General features: G+C 34.5%; 21 protein-coding genes. 7 read left to right on the plus strand and 14 right to left on the minus strand.

Annotated features, from left to right (window positions below):
- Both BFG57_RS14930 and BFG57_RS14935 read right to left on the minus strand, forming a co-directional pair.
- On the minus strand, window positions 1-946 hold a 946-nt coding region (locus BFG57_RS14930), incomplete at its 3' end, for an NAD(P)/FAD-dependent oxidoreductase (RefSeq protein WP_069718290.1).
- Window positions 947-1,047: 101 nt separating this feature from the next.
- Window positions 1,048-3,237, minus strand: coding sequence for a bifunctional 2',3'-cyclic-nucleotide 2'-phosphodiesterase/3'-nucleotidase (locus tag BFG57_RS14935; protein WP_425388525.1), 2,190 nt, complete (start codon window positions 3,235-3,237; stop codon window positions 1,048-1,050).
- 567 nt (window positions 3,238-3,804) lie between these two features.
- Here BFG57_RS14935 and map point away from each other — a divergent pair.
- Window positions 3,805-4,551 (plus strand): type I methionyl aminopeptidase, encoded by a 747-nt coding sequence (gene map, locus BFG57_RS14940; RefSeq protein WP_069718292.1) that lies wholly within the window; start codon window positions 3,805-3,807, stop codon window positions 4,549-4,551.
- 152 nt (window positions 4,552-4,703) lie between these two features.
- On the opposite strand, the gene BFG57_RS14945 is transcribed toward map, so the two are convergent.
- The 4 genes from BFG57_RS14945 to BFG57_RS14955 all read right to left on the minus strand — a co-directional run bounded on the left by BFG57_RS14945 (window position 4,704) and on the right by BFG57_RS14955 (window position 7,580).
- A complete protein-coding gene (locus tag BFG57_RS14945; protein ID WP_069718293.1) occupies window positions 4,704-5,513 on the minus strand; it encodes a FixH family protein in 810 nt (269 codons plus the stop codon).
- Between the two features lie 110 nt (window positions 5,514-5,623).
- Window positions 5,624-5,902, minus strand: a complete 279-nt coding sequence (locus tag BFG57_RS14950) for a hypothetical protein (RefSeq protein WP_083249286.1) — start codon at window positions 5,900-5,902, stop codon at window positions 5,624-5,626.
- A gap of 203 nt (window positions 5,903-6,105) precedes the next feature.
- Entirely contained in the window at window positions 6,106-6,240 is a 135-nt protein-coding gene (locus tag BFG57_RS19480; RefSeq protein WP_281186701.1) for a hypothetical protein, read from the minus strand.
- A 413-nt stretch (window positions 6,241-6,653) separates the two neighbouring features.
- Complete coding sequence (locus tag BFG57_RS14955; RefSeq protein WP_175428367.1) at window positions 6,654-7,580, minus strand: BMQ_0737 family morphogenetic spore coat protein; 927 nt, start codon at window positions 7,578-7,580, stop codon at window positions 6,654-6,656.
- A 269-nt stretch (window positions 7,581-7,849) separates the two neighbouring features.
- On the opposite strand from BFG57_RS14955, the gene BFG57_RS14960 reads away from it, so the two are divergent.
- Both BFG57_RS14960 and BFG57_RS19485 read left to right on the plus strand, forming a co-directional pair.
- Window positions 7,850-8,212 carry a DUF3992 domain-containing protein gene (locus BFG57_RS14960; protein ID WP_069718296.1) on the plus strand — a complete coding sequence of 121 codons (363 nt, stop codon included), beginning with the start codon at window positions 7,850-7,852 and terminating at the stop codon, window positions 8,210-8,212.
- A 118-nt stretch (window positions 8,213-8,330) separates the two neighbouring features.
- Window positions 8,331-8,453: a hypothetical protein gene (locus BFG57_RS19485; protein ID WP_281186702.1), complete on the plus strand. Its 123-nt coding sequence runs from the start codon at window positions 8,331-8,333 to the stop codon at window positions 8,451-8,453.
- Window positions 8,454-8,736: 283 nt separating this feature from the next.
- Here BFG57_RS19485 and BFG57_RS14965 read toward each other — a convergent pair whose 3' ends face one another.
- From BFG57_RS14965 to BFG57_RS14975, 3 genes are all read right to left on the minus strand, one after another.
- Window positions 8,737-9,198 (minus strand): flavodoxin, encoded by a 462-nt coding sequence (locus BFG57_RS14965; protein WP_069718297.1) that lies wholly within the window; start codon window positions 9,196-9,198, stop codon window positions 8,737-8,739.
- 399 nt (window positions 9,199-9,597) lie between these two features.
- Entirely contained in the window at window positions 9,598-10,206 is a 609-nt protein-coding gene (locus tag BFG57_RS14970; protein ID WP_069718298.1) for a hypothetical protein, read from the minus strand.
- A 39-nt stretch (window positions 10,207-10,245) separates the two neighbouring features.
- A complete protein-coding gene (locus BFG57_RS14975) occupies window positions 10,246-11,115 on the minus strand; it encodes a VanW family protein (protein WP_069718299.1) in 870 nt (289 codons plus the stop codon).
- 232 nt (window positions 11,116-11,347) lie between these two features.
- Between BFG57_RS14975 and BFG57_RS14980 the strand changes: the two genes are divergently transcribed.
- Window positions 11,348-11,659, plus strand: coding sequence for a hypothetical protein (locus tag BFG57_RS14980; RefSeq protein WP_069718300.1), 312 nt, complete (start codon window positions 11,348-11,350; stop codon window positions 11,657-11,659).
- A 199-nt stretch (window positions 11,660-11,858) separates the two neighbouring features.
- The gene (locus BFG57_RS18475; RefSeq protein WP_139125161.1) at window positions 11,859-12,344 is read left to right on the plus strand and encodes a hypothetical protein; all 486 of its coding nucleotides are present in this window, start codon (window positions 11,859-11,861) and stop codon (window positions 12,342-12,344) included.
- A 70-nt stretch (window positions 12,345-12,414) separates the two neighbouring features.
- On the opposite strand, the gene BFG57_RS14990 is transcribed toward BFG57_RS18475, so the two are convergent.
- Window positions 12,415-12,975 carry a DNA-3-methyladenine glycosylase I gene (locus BFG57_RS14990; RefSeq protein WP_069718301.1) on the minus strand — a complete coding sequence of 187 codons (561 nt, stop codon included), beginning with the start codon at window positions 12,973-12,975 and terminating at the stop codon, window positions 12,415-12,417.
- Between the two features lie 104 nt (window positions 12,976-13,079).
- Between BFG57_RS14990 and BFG57_RS14995 the strand changes: the two genes are divergently transcribed.
- A complete protein-coding gene (locus BFG57_RS14995) occupies window positions 13,080-14,117 on the plus strand; it encodes a threonine aldolase family protein (protein WP_069718302.1) in 1,038 nt (345 codons plus the stop codon).
- A 226-nt stretch (window positions 14,118-14,343) separates the two neighbouring features.
- Here the strand turns inward: BFG57_RS14995 and BFG57_RS15000 are convergent, their stop codons facing one another.
- On the minus strand, window positions 14,344-14,901 hold the full coding sequence (locus BFG57_RS15000) for a TetR/AcrR family transcriptional regulator (RefSeq protein WP_069718303.1): 558 nt from the start codon (window positions 14,899-14,901) through the stop codon (window positions 14,344-14,346).
- Between the two features lie 291 nt (window positions 14,902-15,192).
- Between BFG57_RS15000 and BFG57_RS15005 the strand changes: the two genes are divergently transcribed.
- The gene (locus BFG57_RS15005) at window positions 15,193-15,876 is read left to right on the plus strand and encodes a hypothetical protein (RefSeq protein ID WP_069718304.1); all 684 of its coding nucleotides are present in this window, start codon (window positions 15,193-15,195) and stop codon (window positions 15,874-15,876) included.
- A gap of 521 nt (window positions 15,877-16,397) precedes the next feature.
- Here BFG57_RS15005 and BFG57_RS15010 read toward each other — a convergent pair.
- The 3 genes from BFG57_RS15010 to BFG57_RS15020 are packed head-to-tail and all read right to left on the minus strand — an operon-like array spanning window position 16,398 to window position 21,153.
- Entirely contained in the window at window positions 16,398-16,829 is a 432-nt protein-coding gene (locus BFG57_RS15010) for a hypothetical protein (RefSeq protein ID WP_069718305.1), read from the minus strand.
- 18 nt (window positions 16,830-16,847) lie between these two features.
- Window positions 16,848-18,074: a TolC family protein gene (locus BFG57_RS15015; protein WP_069718306.1), complete on the minus strand. Its 1,227-nt coding sequence runs from the start codon at window positions 18,072-18,074 to the stop codon at window positions 16,848-16,850.
- A gap of 16 nt (window positions 18,075-18,090) precedes the next feature.
- Window positions 18,091-21,153 carry an efflux RND transporter permease subunit gene (locus BFG57_RS15020; RefSeq protein ID WP_245676774.1) on the minus strand — a complete coding sequence of 1,021 codons (3,063 nt, stop codon included), beginning with the start codon at window positions 21,151-21,153 and terminating at the stop codon, window positions 18,091-18,093.
- Window positions 21,154-21,158 lie beyond the last annotated feature (5 nt).

Below are 21,158 nucleotides of genomic sequence, written 5' to 3' on the forward strand. Positions count from 1 at the left end.
CAAAAGTAACTGGTGTGAATGGTCTAAAACCTACTTTTGTTTCAACATATGTACTATTTTCTAACCCAGGGGCTATTTGTAACGCTTTATTCATGACTTCATTCATTCCACCTAACGTAGGTCGAATATCAAAGCCTACATGATTCTCATGGGTTGCACCAATGACGACTTTCCCATCTGAAAATGTTAATAAATACTGGTCATTCGGTGGTTTCACGACAGGCCAACGGCTCGTATCTTCGTTAGGTAAGTATAAATGAATGATTTGTGCCTTTTGTGCAGTCACTTGAAAGTTCATACCAAGTGGTTCTAATAGCTCCTTAGCCCATGCCCCTCCTGTAATCAATACTTGCTCAGCATAATGGGACTTCTCGTTCACTTTCACACCAGTTACTTTTGAATCTTCAAATATTAGTGACGCATCTCCACGCATGAAGTTAGCTCCATTTTTTTGCGCACCACGGATTAGTGCATCTCGTAATGCAGCACCGTCAACACGTGCACCACCACTTACGTGAATAGCCCCATATTCAGCTGATAAAGGGGGAAATATAGCTTGAGTCTCAGCCGGTGATAACTTTGTAATTTCCCCTATCTCTGGTGCATCTTGTCGACGTTCATAGGCAATTTTCAACATCTTATCAACCTTTGCCTCATCAGCATAGATGTTCATCGCACCTACTTTGGCATATCCTGTTCGTGTCTCACCAGCTTTCTCTAATTCATCAATTAGAGTAGTGTAATATCTCGCTCCACCTTTTACTAGACGATACCACCTTTTATTCCGTCGCTGTGATAACCACGGGCAGACAATTCCGGCTGCTGCTTCTGTAGCCTGACCTCGATCATGACGGTCTACTATCGTAACTCTAGCACCTTCTTTTGCTAAGTGATACGCAGTTGAAGCACCTACGATTCCCGCTCCAATTACGATAAATGTTTTCATAGTCAACACCTTTTCAATTCATTCTCTCATCTATGTACATATATTCTGAAATACTATAATAAAAAATAGAAGCTGACTCATATGTCAGCTTCTATTTTTTATTATTTTACAGGGATTAGAATCTTTTGTCCAACTAAGATTAAATGTGGGTTTTCAAGATTGTTATATTTAGCAATCTCTTGCCATGCCACACCATATTCTTTACCGATATGTGAGAGCGTGTCTCCCTTTTTAACTGTATATTTCTTGTCCTTATTTGGCTTAGTAGTTTGTTCTTTATTCTTGTCTTTGTCTTTGTCTTTGTTTTTGTCTTTATCTTTATTAGGTTTTTCTGTTGGTTTTGCTTCTTTATCTTTGTTCGTATCATCCATTTGAGCTACTGGTAGTGCTAAGCTATATTTTGCAAAACCACTATCAAGTGTTTCAACATAATCCACACCATCGATATCTTTAGAATACTTTTGTGCTTCTGGAGATGTTTCAAATGTTACCGTTACATCTTGGGAAACAGGTGCAAATGACCAGTTTTGGTCTGCTGCAGGATTAATTGTTCCTTCTTCACGAATATAATCAATTACAACTTGACGGTTTTCATCTGGAGAATCAACAACGATATTTGCTTGTTCAAATCCAGGGAAATCACCACCACCACCTGCACGGTAGTTATTTGTTGCTATGATGAATTTTTGATCTTCTGTTACAGGCTCTCCATTATACTCTAAATTTACGATACGTTGAGCATCTGAATTTTGAATCACACCATCTAAGTCATAACGAGCAGGTTGTGTAATATCAATTTCATATGTTACACCGTCAATCACATCAAAATTATACGAACGGAATTCTTCGTTAATAAGCGCTTGCTCCCCTTTACTTGGGTCAATCTGATTGAATTGCCCTGCCGCCATTTCAAGCCATTCTCTTACTTCTGAACCGTTCATTAATACTGCTTTTAATGTGTTTGGATATAGATAAAGATCAGCAACGTTCTTAATGGCAATTGTTCCAGTTGGTACATCCGTGTAATAATCTACACCACCACGACCACCTGCTTTAAATGGAGCACCAGCAGATAATACAGGAATTCCTTCGTACTCAGTGCCTTGCGTATACTTTTCTACATACCATTTTTGAGCATTTGTTACAATTTGGATCGAAGGATCATCTTGAACTACTGCGAAATAGCTGTTAATTGGTGCTGTAGTTTCACCAACAGGTCCACGTACATAATCAATTGTTGCTAGATGGTCTTCTTCAATTGCTTTGTATAGTTCTTGATCAGCTTCAACCGTTGGATTACCATCTGCATCAACGATTCCAAGTGCTTCTGTTTGAGCATCAGTAACTGCCCACTTACCGTTTTCATCCTTCTCTAACACTAAGTCAACAACACCAACGTGACTGCCCCAATAACCAGGCATAACTGCTGCTGTTCCGTTAATTGTACCTTTTTCAATGTCTGCTCCTTCTAAATCTGCATATTCAGCACTTGGGAATACAGAATGAGAGTGACCAAACAATACAGCATCAATACCATCAATTTTTGTTAAATCGTATGTTGCATTTTCTTCAAACTCTTCTTGTGTCACTGTACCAATTCCAGAGTGAGGAATCGCAACAATTACATCAGCGCCTTCTTCTTTCATTTGAGGCACGTATTTTTCAGCTGTCTTAACAATATCTTTTGCAATTACTTTGCCTTCAAGGTTTTGCTTGTCCCATTGAAGAATTTGTGGTGGAGTAAAACCAATTACACCAACTTTGATTGTATGCTCTTCACCATCTTCATCAACAACCGTACGCTCTAGAATTTCGTAAGGTGTGAAATAATGCTCATCGTTATTTGGATCATCATCTTGATCATCAATATATACGTTTGCATTTATATAAGGGAACTCTGATCCATCAAGGCTTCGTTGTAGAAAATCCAATCCGAAGTTGAACTCATGGTTCCCGATATTTGCTGCATCATAATCCATTTGATTCATTACTTTATATACTGGGTGTGTTTCTCCCTCTTCAAGTACATCTACTTTCGCTACATAATCTCCTAGTGGATTACCTTGCAGTAGATCTCCATTATCAAATAAAAGGCTATTTTTCGCTTCTTCACGAGCTTGTTTTACTAGGTTTGCTGTTTTAATTAAACCATATTCATTAATTTCTTTATCTTTATAATAATCATAGTTTGCTAAATTCGTATGAATATCAGTTGTTTCTAATACTCGTAGCTTAACTATATCTTTCTCCGCAGCATTTGCTGGAAAAGATGATAACGGAGATAACATCATTCCTAACGCTACAGCTGATGTCGTAATAAGTGCTTTTTTATTCTTTTTCAAAGAGGATTCCTCCCATGATGATAGATTTTAGAATTAATACCATAAGATAAACAGAGGCACTATACGATGAACAACTTATGAATAGACAACTATAATGCCTATCCTGTTTTTGAATACGCATACATTCACATCGTCACTCAATATTGTAGTGAAATTATTTAATATGATATTAACTCTTTACACTGATAGTCTATCATACTTTAATCCTAATTAGGCTAAAATTTAATTAATAAAATAATTCTAAAAAAACAATATCCACATATAGGAAATCGCACACTTTACATTAATTAACAAAATAAACTGCTAGACTGAACAAATCGGCTTATATATTACTATTTAAAAATAATATTATAACCTCTACATCAATGTTATTAAAAGTTCGTGATGATTACAAATTGCTCCAAATATTTAACCATTCATACATAATAAATACTTTTAAGATCATCTCATATTATTATCAAAACACAAATGAACGAATATACTGTTAATACGGAATTTTTCTAGGTGGTGAACAAATTGATAACATTAAAATCAGACAGAGAAATTCAGAAAATGCGTGAAGCAGGCAAGCTATTAGCTTCCTGTCATAAGGAAATTGCCAACATGATTAAGCCAGGAATATCAACGATGGCCATTAATGATTTTGTTGAACAATATTTAAAAGAACATAGAGCAACTCCTGAACAAAAAGGTTTTCACGGATATCCATTTGCTACATGTGCCTCTATAAACGACGAAATTTGTCATGGTTTCCCAAGGAACGAACCTCTAAACAATGGTGACATTGTTACAATTGATATGGTCGTTAATTTAAATGGTGGATTAGCTGATTCTGCTTGGACATACGTAGTTGGTGATATTTCCGAGAATAGGAAACGACTACTACAAGTAACAGAACAGGCTCTGTACAAAGGAATTGAAGTAGCACAAAGTGGAAACCGAATTGGTGATATTGGTCATGCAATTCAATCATATGTTGAATCAGAAAACTTCTCAGTTGTACGAGACTTTACAGCTCATGGAATTGGACCAACGATACACGAGGATCCAAAGATCCCCCATTTCGGTACAGCAGGAAAAGGAGTACGTCTAAAAGAAGGATTGGTCATTACAATTGAACCAATGGTGAATGAAGGAACATGGTACAGCATTATGGATTCCAATGGTTGGACAGCAAGAACTGTTGACGGGATGTATTCTGCACAATATGAACATACGTTAGCCATTACAAAAGACGGTCCTTTAATTTTAACCGAACAATGAAGTTCTACTAATTAAGTAATTATCGACGCTCTATCTCATAATTATACTTTATTGACTTTTTTTAGTTTTGAAGTGGCAGACTTAGCGTCAGTGAAAACGTGATAAAATAAAACATCCATCAGTTGGAGAATTTCCTCAACTGATGGATGTTTTTACTTAACCTCAATCATTTCCTCTTTATGATCGTGTATATCACCCTTCTCAACATGAACGACTACATGATACATTCCAGCTTGTTCAAATGTATTTTCTGCTGTATACTCACCTTCTGTGCCTTCAGTTGCATCAATAAACTCATGCATATCCTCATCATTCATCCACACTTCAAAACGAACTTTTGCATCAGTTAATGGCATATTATTATGTTGGAGATGAGTCCTTAACGTAACTGGTTCTGTAGCTTTCATATTGTCATCAATTTGATGGTGTATCATTAAGCTATTTTCATGGGTATCTCCGTGTACCGCTTGGCTTTCCATTTCAACATGAGTGTCATCGCCATGTTCCTTATTACCTTCCATCTCGCCATCATGTTCTTCAGACATCATTGTATCTTCTTTTGGATCTGGGTTACCGACAACAAATTCTTGTTTAGGCATAGTATGCATTTTACGTGCTGTCACATGGGCAATTACGTAATATGTACCTTCTTCAGTAAATGATTTGGAAACATTATATTCGCCACCACCAACATTGTTACCATCGATCATCTCATGTTCATCTTGACCTGATTTCCAAATTTCAAACTTAACATCATCCGCATCTTCGACCATTTCATCGCCTTGTGAAACAATTGCCTTAATGGTAACTTCTTGCTCTAGCTGAATATCATCTGATGGGAGTTCGATGGCAACATCTAATCGTACAGGTACTTCTTCTTCAGAAGAACTCTCTTGCTTCTCCTGAGCGCATCCGCTAATAACGAGTAGAGCTGAAAATAACACGACTAATAATTTTTTCATACATCTTTCCTTCTTTCTATACGTTTAATTCCATCAATAAGCTCACTATAACAAGAAAATGTGAGATAATCGTGAAATGCAAAAAGATTCACCTTTATAATACACAAAACTTATTTCATTTTTTTAAATTCATTTATAAAACGATTAGGGTTGGATTTTACATGGTATGAAAAAACACCTTTATTCGTATGTAAATATAAAAACCCAGAGTTTGATGCCATACTTCGATAAGAAATATCAAATACATTCATTAAGTAAAACTCATCTGTGTGAGTTATAATTCTATCCGAATACAAAGATATTACTTCTTCATTTTCGATATACTGTTGCACATTGTTTTCAATCATCCTAACAACATTAACGTACGTTTGCGATACAATTAACTGCACAGTTGTCCTCCTTTTGTTATTTTTCCAATATAGACATTCTTTCATGATTTCAATCATAAAACAAACGTATTTAATTTTGATTTGATATCAATTATCGAATGAAAATTGTACATATTATTACATACTTCTATTCAGGTACATTCCTTCAACGAAAAAAAAAACGGTTATCAATATGATAACCGTTAATATCCATGTTTCTTCTATTATAATGGCAAGCCATATTTTTGATAATAATCATTAACAACTGTGTGCTTTGATTCCAATCGATTAAATTCCTCAACACTAATGCTACGATTAACAGACTTCTTTTGTTGATTTCGTTTCAAAAAATCGAACATATCCAATTCCTCCTATAATTAGTATGGAATGGCATCTCTGTCATTCATCTATATTATATGTGTGAATTGTGTCACAGACAATAGCTTACAAAAAGTTCCACTAGTAAGATAAATCAGTATTATCTAACAATTCAAGCAATTAATTTTTATTGAATTAAATACCCAATCAATAGCCCTTTTGTCTCTTTCTTGTACATTTTCATTATACAAGTCATTTTAAAATGACATACAATATCGTATTACATCTGAAAGGAGTAGTTATTGGAAAAGGTACAGTTCGTTTAACTAAAGTAAGGAATGAATCAAACACGGATCATCAACATTTGTTACATTTCAACAATTCAACAATTTGACCTATCTAAATAAAAAAAGAGCTGTTCATATGAAAACAACTCTATCTTTATGAATTGAATTTATTTAAAAACAGTCGAGCAGCTATCAGGGATTTGATTTATTCGACATAGCTTCGTTTTAATCTCTTCCCGCTGTTTACAAATAGCACCATCAAGTTCTATTTTAACTTTTGCTATCGATTGGATATTTTCACAAATAGAAATGGATATTATGACTTCATGGCATATTGTATCTTCTTTTGCTTTAGTCGGTACAAGAATTGCTCTACATGTGAAGTCAGTAATTTCGCAATCCACTTTTGTTCCAATCGGTGCACAAAGTACAACTTGTTCTATTGAATTAAAAGGAATTGGGCAAGGGCATTGCTTCTTACCGTTATCATCAACAATTTCAATTACAATAAATCCCCTTATTAATAACTCAACAATTTGAAGTGTGACAATGTCACCATCTGGAAGTGTAATGTTAATATTCTCTCTATTGTTCGGATCAGATATTTCCTCACATATGATTGCACCATCATCGTATGGATTAACTGGATTTCCATACTCATCAGTGAGTATACAGCTAACTTCTTTAATATTATTAAACTGACTGATTTGATAATTCAAACTTAATACAAATCGTCCAGCGCATAGTTCACAGTCCTCAACACACCTCACTTCTAATACTTTTATATTACTTAATGTAATCGAACGCGATTCACCTTCACTTAGTGTGAAGATTTGTATCCCATTTACAATAACATCAATGCTTCCTTTATCTATACAAACGGTTAACGTCCCACTTGGATGAATCTTCTCTTCTGCTTGCCATAAGACCGATGTCTTTCCTTTATTATGAATACAAAAGTTTGCACAAACCTCATCTTGAACGGTTTTTACTTTTAAAATTTCATTCTTTTCAATCTTAATTTGTTGAGTTATCCAGTCATAGACCTTATCGACCCTTATACATTGCTTATGGCGTATTATCTTAGTATCCATACACATGCATCACTCCTTCTTTCATTATATTCATATTATGAAAGACATGAAAATAACGTACTAGGCCCCTTCTCTTTCAATGAAATTGTTTTTTGTTACGAATAAAAATAGGCAGTTAACTTTAAGCCATTGCCTATACAAAAAAAGGTAAAGAAGCATCTAATAGTACAAGAAGAAGGGAAAAGGAAAATTATTAAAGGAACTATAGTAAATAATTCCTCTAAAACTTTGATCTTTTTCAAAAAACAGAATTAAAAGGAGTTGTTCGTATGGGTAGTGGTTGTTGTCCTGATCGTCCAATCGTTAAAGATGAATTGTGTTCAAACTGGGAAGCTGATTGTGTAACAGGTACTGATAACGATCCAGTAATTCTTTGGGAAGCAGATCCAGACGTTATTCAGCCATTCGGTACAGTTACGATATTAGTAGAAAATGCTTGTCGTGATGTCGAAATATTTGTAAATGACTGTGAAAGACATGATACACCGGTTGTAACAATTGATGAAGGGCAATCATTCTCTAAAACATTCAACAACCTTACATGTGTTGCCGTGCGATGCCGCCAAGGTGATGATCCGGGTACAATTTGCTGTGGAAAACTTTGCATGACTGTTCATTATAAGAGATGCTAGTGTTGAATTAATTTCATAACTTCTGAGGATTTTTAAACAAGCTGACCAAAGTCTGGTCAGCTTGTTAACAATTACGATATAAATAGAAGGCTATTTTACTAAAGGGAGTGAAAATCATATGCCAAATAGACGTTTGAATCATTCAAACACACCGAGAAGAAAGAACACCACTAATACAAGAACTAGCGCTGGAACACGAAAAAAGGGATGTGGATGTGGTGGAAAAGCAAAAAAGAGGTAGAAACCTTGTGCATAATAATTTAATGACTAATAAAGTCTAACTAATTCATTTATTTGATACGAACAAAACATAAAGAGCTCTATACTAACCCTTCCGTCATATAACGGTTAAAATGATGATGTGTTCCTCATTAAAAATCATACATCTTATAATGAAATAACCATCAGTGGGACCATCCACCCTTCACTGATGGTTATTTCAAATAAGTAAGTAATGACTGACACATACAATATACATTTTCTGTATAGAAGTTAATGGTTACTATAGTATCAAACTATCGACTTTATATATCAATTTTTGTCTCAAAAAAAGTAGATACATTCTCTGCAAATGTTATACACTTTTTCTTATCTTCTTCTGACTCTGGTGCTAACTCTATTTTCAAACCTTGTTGAATAAGTTCAGCTCCACATTCTTTAAGTTTAAATTCAAAAATATCAACCGCTTCACAAAATTTCGGATAATCTGTATCACCCGAACCGAAGACAGCAACTGGTTTACCTGATATGTCTACAACATCCAACTCATCATAGAAGTCCTCTGTTTCATATGGAAGCTCTCCATCGCCCCATGTATAAGAGCCTAATAATACTGCATCATAATTTAACATAGATTCAGCCTCAATATCTTCAATTTCTTCAACTGTAACATCATGATTTAACTCCTCTAATCTTCCCTTAATAACATCTAAAATCTCCTCTGTATTGCCTGACATACTAGCATAAACAATTAGAATACTTGCCATTCCAAATCCCTCCTACTAATTATCACGTATAAATTACTATCAATTAGAATGAATAATAACTATTTGCGATAGAAGCCTATATAATTAAAAAACATTAATTGAAATCTATTCTCATCTATAATTTTATATGATAATGATTATCAATGTCAATAATTTCACCTTGTTAAGTTTAGGAATCAAATTTCATCACGGATAGTATCAAATAATTTGTATTTGTTGAAAAATAACACAATTGATAATAGGACATTACTAATTAGTTAGCTCTGTATTTGTTATAAAAATCACATCGATAGCTAGAAGTTTTTCACAAAGTTAAACAAGCCATCCGAAGTACAATCTTCGGATGGCTTGTTTAACGAATACAATAACTTTCTTTGCAAAATTATTCTTTCACAATCCCTATATTGTCCATTGATCATGTACAAGTGCTACTAACCTCCAACGATTTTCAGCATCTTTTTGAAAGACGACATTTAAACTACTCCAAGAGAACTCTTTATTATCACCTGTACCTTCATGGTAATATTCTACAACATGTGCATCTGAGTACATTTCTTTAATATTCTTGTTCATATTCCCTCTTTGTACATCTTGATCAAACGTTACCTCACTTGAAATAGTATAATCTTTATCAAATACAAACCTCTCAAAATACTGACTAAATGTAAGGTTAATCGGAAGACCACTTCCATGCTCCAATCCCCAAACGTACTTGTTTACGTCATATAACAATGGGGGAATTTCATCTTTCTTAAAAACCAGTGTATTTGTGTCAATAAACGAATACGGAGAAAATAACAGCCCTTTCACAGGATGTACATATGTTGATAGTTCTTCCATGTTTTTGTTCTTTAGAGCTGTTATAACCTTCATCGCTTCATTCGTTAATTCTGTTTCTATATCTACATTGCTTGTTTTTTTGTTAGTTGATTGTCCGTTATCAGTATTACATCCAGAAAGGCCAAATATTATAAGCAATGCAAAAATAACCGCCATGCTCCTTTTCATTGTGCTCCTCCTACTGATTCAGGCTTCTGTTTCATTTTATTAACTGTCTTCACTTGTTTGTATATCAATATCATCAGATGAGAAGACTTTAATAATCATCCTTCCATGTTGTGCAAAAGCACGAATAAGGATAGGTTGATTGTAAATGTTCTTAAATGCAAAATCAGGTCCATACCAACTAACTGTCGCATCTCTTCCAAGTGGAACATATGGAACCCGTTTACTATGTGAATATCTTTTTACAATCTGAACTCCTGCATGGTCAACTGCATTATACAAAGTAGATGACACTTGGCATATGCCACCGCCTATACCTTCTATCATTTCACCTCTTACAATTTCTGGTGCAGGCATATATCCCTTCTCTTTTGTTCTCTTCCCTACAACTTGGTTAAATGAAAATTCTTCATTTGGGAATACAACGTGATTATTAATAGCTTGAGCTGCCAAAAATATATTATGTGAACGTTCTTTATTGTACGAATTATAATATGTTATGTACTGCCCAATTAGGTTCGTACGAATATTTGCAAGTAATTCACTATCCACTTTTGGATTAATTAGATATATAGGCAGTTCAATGGTAGCTGGACCTTTCCCAAAATAATAAGCATGAAATTGTTCATTAAGCTTCTTTCGATTAAGAATTGTCCCTGTTTCCCCTTGTATAATTTCATTTTGATTGTTAATCTTTGCATTCACAGGTTCCTTATATGCCATCTTCTCTAACTTATTCTCAAACTGTTTATATAACTCATAATCAAACGTGTCATTTCCTAGAACCGATGTGAAAAAGCTTTGCCTATTAATCGAAATTAAAGGCTTCTCATCATATGTTATCGTTAAGTGAGCTTGAACACTAAGCTGATTTGCAAACATAAAAAAAAGGGTTAAACCTAAAAGCTTCATTCGGTCACCTCCAACTACTACAAGTAGTATGTGTAAAAAATGACCTTCTAATGAATCCAGCTAAACAAGAAAAAAACAGTCATTTAGTATAAAATTTACAATTTATAACAAAAATCAATAAATCACCATTTTTTTCTTTAAGATAAAATGTATTGATTAACATAACAATTCAAATGACATAAATAATACGTTAAAATGGACTAATAATACCTTTTTTCAAGGAGACTTTAAGATGAAACCTACAGACCTAGAAAAACAAATTATAGATAACTATACACGTGATGAAAATATGATGATTCTCATTTTTGCACAATGGTGTATCAATCATGACCTTAACCCTGAAGAAATCTATACACGTGCCTATCCTAATCAACATGACAATGTAGCACTTCAACAAAGCATAAACTTAACCGTCTCAAAAGAAGAAGCTGGCGAAATATCTGATCAAACATTGCTTAATGTCTTATCCCTATTTGGAAATGATGACCTCGCCTTTGTAGTGTCTGAGGAAATTTTGAAACGTAATAACATGAAGAAATCTTAAAAAAAACAGGCAACCAATGGTGAAATTGGTTGCCTGTTTTTTTTGTAATGGACAATCAATTATGCTTTCATTTACTAACGACTATTTGATGCTTAAAACCATAACGAACGTTATTGATATTTGTAACAAACACCTAGTATATGCATATGATGTCAGTGAGCTTGAGGAAAGGATTGATATTAGAATGCATAATTATAGAATGGCACATCATCAAATGCCTTATAATGGAATGATGAATAACCAAATGCCCCACAATGGTATGATGAATAATCAAATGCCTAACGCAGGCACAATAAATAATGGCATGATGAATAACGGAATGATGCCACACCATGATAACCACAAAAAATTAAAAGACTACGTTAAAGAACACATGCTTAATTATGTGATGGTAGAGTTGAAAGATGGTAAGACGATCGATGGAATTATCGAAGAAATAGATGGTGAACATGTTTATTTACTTGTTCCTGCTGGTGATGAAGAACAAGCTGAAAATAATGCAGGTAATGGAAATGGAAACGATCGTCAATTTGGCTTCGGCCCTGGATTTGGTTATGGTGGGTTTGGGCCTGGATTCGGATATGGATTTGGTGGCTATGGCTTCCCTGGTAGATTTCGTTACTTCAGAAGACGTCGCTTTCCTTTCTATGGTATTAGACGCTTCTATCCTCCGTATTTCTATTAAATATAATAAGAAAGAAGATAGGGTAATGATGATATTGCCCTATCTATTTCAAAAACTCCTTCATCGTCCTTTACTCCTCATTTTGATAACATATACACGACAAAAGATGATCATTGACCATACCAACAGCTTGCATGAACGCATAACAAATTGTTGGTCCTACAAACTTAAACCCTCGCTTTTTCAAATCCTTGCTTAGTTTTTCACTAATCGCTGTAGAGACAGGCACTTCTTCTAAATCCTTAAAATGATTCTGGATTGGTTTATGATCAACAAAAGACCAAATATACCGACTAAATGACCCAAATTCATTTACAACATCAAAATAACAATGTGCGTTTTTTATAACAGCTTCTATCTTCCTTCTATTTCGAATAATCCCTTCATTATTCATAAGCTCTTCTACTTTCTGCTCATCATATGTAATAATCTTTGCTGGTTCAAATTGGTCAAAAGCTATTCGATAGTTCTCACGTTTTTTCAAAACTGTATACCAACTAAGACCTGCTTGAGCCCCTTCAAGGTTTAAATACTCAAACAACAATCGATCATCATAAATTGGAATACCCCACTCATTATCATGATAATCAATATAAAGCGGATCTTTAGTTACCCAGTTACACCTTTGCATTAACATCCCTCCTTTGATTATAATTAAACGAAATTGTACTCATTTACTATTTAACATGATACGATGAATTTTATAAACATTTACTACAAAGGAATTGATTAATTATGATAAACAAAAAAAGCTTTGCTAGTGATAACCACTCAGGTATTCATCCAACAATTTTAGAAGCAATTGGCGTAGCAAATATAGATCACGCTCCAGCATATGGTGATGACAAATACACGCAAGCTGGTATTAGTAAATTGAAAGAGCACTTCGGAGAAAATATTGATGCTTTCTTCGTCTTTAATGGTACAGGTGCAAACGTACTTGGACTTCAAGCCGTCACAACATCCTACCAATCGATTCTATGTGCACACACCGCTCACATTAATGAAGATGAATGTGGTGCATTTGAAAAATCCACTGGTAGTAAACTCATCTTGTTACCAACATACGAGGGGAAAATTAGCGTTGAAGATATTAAGAAGAGCTTACATAGTGTCGGAAACCCTCACCGTAGCCAACCAAAAGTCGTCTCGATTTCACAAACAACTGAGCTTGGAACAGTTTATACACCTGATGAAATAAAAGCAATCGCTGATGTAGCGCATGAGAATGGACTTTTGCTCCATATGGATGGTGCAAGGTTATCAAATGCAGCTGCCAGCTTAGGGACAAGCTTGAAAGAGATTACCGCTGATGTAGGTGTCGATATCTTATCATTCGGTGGTACAAAAAATGGCTTAATGATTGGTGAAGCGGTCATTTTCTTCAATAAAGAACACGCTGTTACATTTCCTTTTGTTAGAAAACAAGGTATGCAATTAGGGTCAAAAATGCGATTTATTGGTGCTCAGTTTGAAGCTTATCTCTCCGATAACTTATGGTATGATAACGCAAAACACTCAAATGACATGACCCGTCTATTAGCAAATGAATTAGAGAAAATTTCTGAAATCACATTTGTAGAGAAAGTAGAATCTAATGCGATCTTTATCTCGATTCCTGAACAATATCTCACAAAAATTCAAGAAAACTATTATGTAGCAGTATGGTCAAAAGCATTGTCACAAGTTCGACTAATGGCATCATTTGATACGACTGAAGAAGATATTCATCAATTTGTTGCACTCGTAAAAAAAGTTATTTCTGATAACTAAAAAACTACCTATTAGTTAAAGACACATAAATATTAGTAGTAAAGATAGTAAGGGTTGAATGTCCCTACTATCTTTTTTTATATAAATTAAAATTACACCGTAATATTTGAACTTTATACCATTGTTAAAAGATCATCTCGATATTATACAGGCGAGAGCAGAACGAGATGTATCTCCTAATACGATAAAAACACATCGCTACAGTTGTATAAGATATATCAGATCATTATATTGAAGAAGTTGGTAATCTAAACCTCATCAATTCAAAGAAAACTTCTCTAATCGTTTCAATATTTTCCTTCATGCCGGTATCAACCCATTTATCCAGAATACTTAACATAGCACCTGCATAATATGAAGATGCATAAAAATGTGATACCTCACTTAGGTTCATGAATGCCTTGCAATGCATTTTATGGCCGACATTTTCAATTTCTTTTTCTAAGATTCGTAGTAGGCCTGATAATTCTTGATTTTTTAGCAATATAATCAAGTCTATATTTTCATTCCAAATACGTAGATATGTGTCCATAATGTAATTGATAGGATCTATATCATCGTTGAAATCATTAAGTTGTTTTTCATAAAGTAATGCAATATGATGACTAATTACTTCTTCTTTCGATTCATAGTTTAAATAAAAAGTTTTTCTTGCTAATTCAGCTCGCTGTACTATGTCTTTAATTGTTATATTCTTATAACTTTTTTCCTTCAAAAGTTCGATTAGCGCTTCTCTAATCAAACGCTGAGATCGTTTAGACAACTCATTCTTAGTCTCTTTCATATCAAACTCCTCATATAATACACATCTGTATAGGGTATGTGTATACTTTTAAAATTCTATTGACCATACAAATTTTCATTATTATACTTCAGATCAAGACATTACACAAATGTGTATACTTTAAACGTGTCAATTCTGAAGATTACAATTCTAAGGAGCTTCAAAATCAATAATTTCATTAATGAAAAATACATGGTAAGTAATATTTAAGTGAATATTCCGGGAATTTTATCTGTTTTTGTATACATCTCGAATTGCGATATATTGCACATTATTTCAGGAGGAGATAATTTGAGTAAAAAAAATGACAACAGTAAATATGTCTATCAAGGATTAGAAACAAATGGTTTTTTTCTAAAGGGAAGTTTGCCAAAAGAGAAAGCCATAGAGTTAGCAGGAAGTGATTTTTCGTTTCAACAAGTCGAAGACAATAGAGTGGGTTGTGCTTTAATGGTCGTTAGAATAGAGAATATGAAACCGTGGAATTTACCATTAGTAAACATCAAATATCCAGAAGCAGCCTGGTTATTGGATAAGGGAAATGGTGACTATTTAGCTGTCAAAGCACAAACACCACGCTCTATGCTTTGGATATTGTCAATGTCAGACAACTATAATACAGATGTTGGCGACATGTCTCTTTCAAAAAATGGTGAAAATGCCAATATAATTGTAACATCAGGAGAAAACAGATTCACTGTAGAGTTAGATGGGTCATCAGAAAATACAAAGTTTGATAAGACGCTGATAAACAACTTATGGACACGTAATAAAAAAGGCAAATATTATCGCATACCTTGGGCTCCAAATGAAGCAGAAAGTATATACCAAATGAATTGTCAAATAACCGATGATAGCCTTGGGAAAAACGTGTTCGGACATGAAGTTATTTGGAATGAAAAAGCTATATACTTCATCAATCGTCCACACCATTGTGCTCCATCATATTCAGACCAACCATTTAGTGTACAATAATTAACACTAATAAAACTTAATTAGAGCATATTTTAGATAAACCACTCTTTACGATACTAGAACAGAGTGGTTTATTCTTTACACTTTCTTATTTGTGATAATATTCTAGGGTAGCGTATCAAATAAAAGTGATTGGATCGGAAGCTTTTGTGTTCTGGCATTCCACAAATTTTCTATCATAGCATGAAAAACCTTTTTAAATCATTGTAAAACCTATCGTAAAAAGAAATAAGAACAGGGAAATCGTAGTGAAGAGAAGTTAAATTAGCTATAAAGAAGGAATCAATAAAAGTAGCTTATTTTATATCAAATAGTATTTTTAAAAATTAAAAAGGCGCCTGTCCTGGTCAGGCGCCTTGGCGTTTGTCGCGAAAAGACCGTATGACCACATTCATACGTTTTGCAAAATGCAAATCTTTCGTCTTACACAATTAGCTCATCGCTCAATTACTATAACACTTTAGACTTAAAAACACAACATTAGTTTCTAAATAACTATTTATCTCTTTATTTTATAGCTATCAGTTATTATCTTGATTCATTTCTTCAACCTGTAATTTCATATCAGCAATTAAGTTCGTTAACTCTTGTTTGATCTGCTCTTCATCTTCTGATTCTATTGCTTGTTTAAGCTCGTCACTCATCGGATTCATACGTGAACGTTGCTCTGCTTGCTCTACGTTTCCATTCTGTGCTAATTGTTTGCGTTCATTCATGACAGATTCATATTCTTCTAATAGCTCGGGAGCATATTCATTAATGATTTCTGTTAATTTTTCTCCTTGATTTCGTTGACCCATTTCACCTTTTGATTGATTTCTTTTCATTCCATTTGTTGATTCATCAATAATCATTTCCGACGTTTCAGCTGTTTCTACATTTCCACATCCACTTAAAATCATTGAACCAGCTATTACTCCAATAACAACCTTATTTCTCAAAGTTCTCTTCATCTTTATCATCTCCATCATTTATTTAGGTAAATATCCTTCTGTAAATAATCGGAACTCCTCTTTCAATAACGCATAATCATATTGTGTATTCATTAATTCATTCTTTTTATCTACTACTTCAAGTCTAGCTTTCTCAAGGTCAGTTGGGGTTAGGTCGCCTTCTTCAAATTGAACAACTTTTTGTTTATATAATTGTTCTTGTTGAATAACTTGTTGCTCAAGCATATCCCATTTCTTATGAAGAAATTCAAACTCTTCTTCATATTCATACGCCTTCAACTCTAGTTGGTTCATTTGTTGAACTACGTTGATATTGGCTTTATCAATTTGTTGATCATAATATTCTTTTAGATCGTCTTCCGCTTCACTACGTTCTCGTTTTGCATCCGAATAAGCTGCTTCAGCTCTTAATAACGTCTCATTTGCAAGCTGTAATCGTTGTGTTAATTCAGCTCTTGTAGGATCTTCTGGATCGAGAGAACTAAGCTCGGCTTCAATCTGCTCAATTTCTGACTCTGCTTGTTCAATGTTGTTAACAAATGATTCATTATTAACTAATGATAAATTCTCTGCATCATCCACAATATCCTCATACGTTTGCACAGTCGTATGCAATGGAATAAGCGATTCATGAGTTCTCATCATTTGATCTGCTAACGGCTCGGCATCATATGATGAAGTAGACAAACGCTGAACATCATCAACCTCGATGATTTCAAGTGAATCAAGAATCTCTAAATTAAGTGCTTGATTTAATGAGAATTTCATTTCGTTAAGTTGTTTTTTATCTGATTCCACTGCAAGTTCTGCATTAGCAATGTTCATTTCTAACTGAATGATATCTTGTTCTGAAGCATATCCCTCAACGAGTTTTTTTTCTAGCAAATCTAATTCAGTTAGGCTTATCGTTAAACTTTCTTCTTTTATGCTAAGCGATTCCTTCGTCTTCAAATATTGATATAATTGTTGATAAGCTGAATATTCAGCCTTCCAATATGCTGTCTTTTCATTAAATTCATCTTGCACTTCTTGTAAATCTTCTAGTTCACTTGAAAATTCACTTTGATATTGACGTGCAGCATTTGATAGCTCTTCAGTATCATTTTGATATAATTGAAGATTTAGATCATTTAGAATAATCCCTTCTACCGCCTCATCCATTGGTAATGTCCTTAATTCACTAGCATGAATGGTAACTGTCGGTATCAATAATAGTGCCCCAAGACTAACTTTCCATTTCTTCATTATTAAAAGCACCTCTCTATTCAGAATAAGTCTCTAATGATTCAACCTTCACTTTCTTTCGGTAAAAAAGCTTCTTAAGTCGCTCATTTAAATCATCTATCAACGTATACATAACAGGGACAAAAATTAATGTGAAAAACATTGAAGTTGATAATCCGAAGACCATGACAACCCCAATTGGTTGTTGTGTCTCACTCCCCTCACCAATTCCAATGGCAATAGGAACCATCCCCAGAACAGTCGTTATCGTTGTCATTAAAATAGGCCTTAAACGGGTTCTACCAGCCTCAAGAATGGCTGCATCTCTGTCCATTCCTCTTTTCCATAACTGATTAATATAATCAACAAGTACAATTGCATTATTAACTACAATTCCAGCTAACATGATCATCCCAATGAATACAGGGAAGCTTAGCGGCAAACGAGTAATCCATAATCCTCCAACAACTCCAATAATCGTTGTAGGTAGAGAGAACATAACGATAAATGGATACAAATAAGATTCAAATTGAATTGCCATTACCGTATAGACGAGAAAGACTGCCAAGGCAACTGATAAAATAAGGTCACCTGAAGATTCATCAAATTGCTGTCTAGTACCACCCATCTCAATCTCATAACCTTCTGGTATCGGGATTTGTTCGATTAGTTGATTCACCCATTGATTTATTTGTGTCTGATTTGTATTATCTGAAACATCTGCTGTAACAGTATACGTTTGTCGTAAATCTTCTCGTTGGATTGATACTGGCCCTAATGTTTCCTCCAGCGTAGCAACATTTGATAGTGCAATCGAGTTACCGTTTGCTGATTTTAGAATGAAATTTTGCAAATCTGAAATACTATCAGAATCTGATTCTGGCACTTTTACAACGACATTATAATCCTTTCCATCCTCAGTAACCTTTGTCACATCAATTCCATTAAATACTGTGTTTAATTGCTCCATAACTTGATTTTGCGTAAGTCCATATTTTGCAGCAAGTACATCATCAACTTGAATAGTATATTGAGGTTTTCCACTCACACTTGGTACCTCAACATTTTCAATTGAAGTATTTCGTGACAGCATAAGCTCAAGTTGTTCTACTAGTGTGTTTAGAACTTCCTGCTCTGGACCAGTAACAGTCATTTGTACATCCGATCCTGTTCCACCTGCCCCACGTCTTGAACGACCTATTGTGAAATTCGCTCCAACAATTTGCTTCAAATCTTCTTGAAGAGATGTAGAGATTTCACTAAGTTCCTGATCTCGCTCACCCTCACCTACTATTTGCAATGTTGAACTAATACTAGACGATTGTATTGTTGTCTGTTGCAACTCGATTACATCATCATAATTGCTTAAGATTTCTTGTAATTGAGCTTCATAATCTTCTACTTTCTCTAACTCTGTTCCATCATTAAAGCGGGCAGAGATAGTAATTTTCGACTCTTCTGATCTTGGGAATGTGTCCACTTCTAACTTTGTGATGAAAAAGGCACTCACAACTGTAACAATAATAATTAGTGGTGCAACAATAAGTCGTTTTTGTAAACTCATTCGCAATAACTTATCATAAATTGCAATAGAAACTTGCATCCATTTTGGTTCTTTAAACCATTTAAGATTTTTGCCTTCTTTCAAAATTTTCGATGCTACCATCGGGACTAACGTAACTGATACAACTAATGTAGCTGCTAATGAGAATGAGATTACAAGTGCCAACGGCAAGAAAAGGTCTGATATCTGACCACTATCAATTAAAATAAGCGGTAGAAATACAACTAGTGTTGTCGTTGTTGAAGCAATAACTGCTGAGACGAGCTCTGATCCTCCTTTAATTGCGGCTTGCTTTGAAGAAAGCCCTTCTTGCTTGTATTTCATAATGTTCTCTAAAATAACGATTGAACTATCAACCATCATTCCTATTCCGAGTGCTAATCCTGATAGTGTGATGATGTTAAATGTTTGTCCAGAAAATTGCACTAAAATAAATGTTGAGACGATTGCAAACGGAATTGCTAACCCTATAACCGTCGTTGCCCGCACGCTTCTTAAGAAGAATAACAGGACTAACACCGCGAAGGTTCCTCCGATAATTAAACTCATCACCACACCACTTATTGCATTTCGAATAAACGTAGATTGATCATCAACAACGATCAGACTAACACCCTCATCTAGTTCAGGTTGAATCTCATCAATTGTGTCATATACGCTATCAACAATTTCAACAGTGTTACTACCCGATTGTTTCGAAATTGAAAATACTACACCTTGTTCATTATTAATTTTCGTAATAACTTCACTATCACTTGTTGTTTCTTTTAATTCAGCAACATCATTGACTGTTATGCTTTGACCATCTGCCAAATTAATTGCTGTATTCCCTACTTCCTCAATTGACTTATATTCACCATCTACACGTAGTTGAATCTCTTCATCACCTTTTGGAACAGAACCAACTGTTTGAGCACTATTTTTTTGTTTAATGGCATTCACAACATCATCTGTCGTTAACCCGTATTGCTTTAATAATGTCGTATTTACCGTAACTTCTAGCTCACTTGAATTTCCTCCATCAACTGAAACACCTGCTACACCATCAATACTTTCAAAATTCACAGTTAAGTCGGTTGCTATTTGTTGCAAACTTGATGTATCCTTACCAACTAGACCAAGTGTAATTATTGGTGTAGCGTTTGTATCTGATTGTGAAACAGTTGGGACATCTATTCCACTCGGAAGCTGCCTGACAGCTTTTGACATTAGCTGTTGTAATTCATTAACAGACTCATCATAGTCAACTGAATTCGCAAACGTTACCCTTATTCTCGAGGTGCCACTATCTGTTGTCGAAGTAATTGTATCTACACCTTTTACCGTTGCAATTTGCTTCTCGAGCGGTTCTGTTACGAGCGTTTGCATATCTTGTGGCGTGATGTTGTCATACTTTGCTGTAACCGTTGCAACTGGATTCTCCATCTCAGGATATAAGTCCACTGGAATATCTCGTAGTGTAACAACTCCAATGAGAAGTACACATATGACACACATCACGACACTAACAGGACGACGAACAGCTAATCGAATCATATTCA

It is taken from the genome of Bacillus solimangrovi, from assembly GCF_001742425.1.
Lineage (GTDB): Bacteria > Bacillota > Bacilli > Bacillales > Bacillaceae_N > Bacillus_AV > Bacillus_AV solimangrovi.

Excerpts from the sequence above, each read along its gene's own strand:
- BFG57_RS14935 (WP_425388525.1), bottom strand. The coding sequence starts at position 3,237 with ATGATGTTATCTCCGTTATCATCTTTTCCAGCAAATGCTGCGGAGAAA.
- BFG57_RS14945 (WP_069718293.1), bottom strand. The coding sequence starts at position 5,513 with ATGAAAAAATTATTAGTCGTGTTATTTTCAGCTCTACTCGTTATTAGC.
- BFG57_RS19480 (WP_281186701.1), bottom strand. The coding sequence starts at position 6,240 with ATGTTCGATTTTTTGAAACGAAATCAACAAAAGAAGTCTGTTAATCGT.
- BFG57_RS14955 (WP_175428367.1), bottom strand. The coding sequence starts at position 7,580 with ATGGATACTAAGATAATACGCCATAAGCAATGTATAAGGGTCGATAAG.
- BFG57_RS14960 (WP_069718296.1), top strand. The coding sequence starts at position 7,850 with ATGGGTAGTGGTTGTTGTCCTGATCGTCCAATCGTTAAAGATGAATTG.
- BFG57_RS19485 (WP_281186702.1), top strand. The coding sequence starts at position 8,331 with ATGCCAAATAGACGTTTGAATCATTCAAACACACCGAGAAGAAAGAAC.
- BFG57_RS14965 (WP_069718297.1), bottom strand. The coding sequence starts at position 9,198 with ATGGCAAGTATTCTAATTGTTTATGCTAGTATGTCAGGCAATACAGAG.
- BFG57_RS14970 (WP_069718298.1), bottom strand. The coding sequence starts at position 10,206 with ATGAAAAGGAGCATGGCGGTTATTTTTGCATTGCTTATAATATTTGGC.
- BFG57_RS14975 (WP_069718299.1), bottom strand. The coding sequence starts at position 11,115 with ATGAAGCTTTTAGGTTTAACCCTTTTTTTTATGTTTGCAAATCAGCTT.
- BFG57_RS14980 (WP_069718300.1), top strand. The coding sequence starts at position 11,348 with ATGAAACCTACAGACCTAGAAAAACAAATTATAGATAACTATACACGT.
- BFG57_RS18475 (WP_139125161.1), top strand. The coding sequence starts at position 11,859 with ATGGCACATCATCAAATGCCTTATAATGGAATGATGAATAACCAAATG.
- BFG57_RS14990 (WP_069718301.1), bottom strand. The coding sequence starts at position 12,975 with ATGCAAAGGTGTAACTGGGTAACTAAAGATCCGCTTTATATTGATTAT.
- BFG57_RS14995 (WP_069718302.1), top strand. The coding sequence starts at position 13,080 with ATGATAAACAAAAAAAGCTTTGCTAGTGATAACCACTCAGGTATTCAT.
- BFG57_RS15000 (WP_069718303.1), bottom strand. The coding sequence starts at position 14,901 with ATGAAAGAGACTAAGAATGAGTTGTCTAAACGATCTCAGCGTTTGATT.
- BFG57_RS15010 (WP_069718305.1), bottom strand. The coding sequence starts at position 16,829 with ATGAAGAGAACTTTGAGAAATAAGGTTGTTATTGGAGTAATAGCTGGT.
- BFG57_RS15015 (WP_069718306.1), bottom strand. The coding sequence starts at position 18,074 with ATGAAGAAATGGAAAGTTAGTCTTGGGGCACTATTATTGATACCGACA.
- BFG57_RS15020 (WP_245676774.1), bottom strand. The coding sequence starts at position 21,153 with ATGATTCGATTAGCTGTTCGTCGTCCTGTTAGTGTCGTGATGTGTGTC.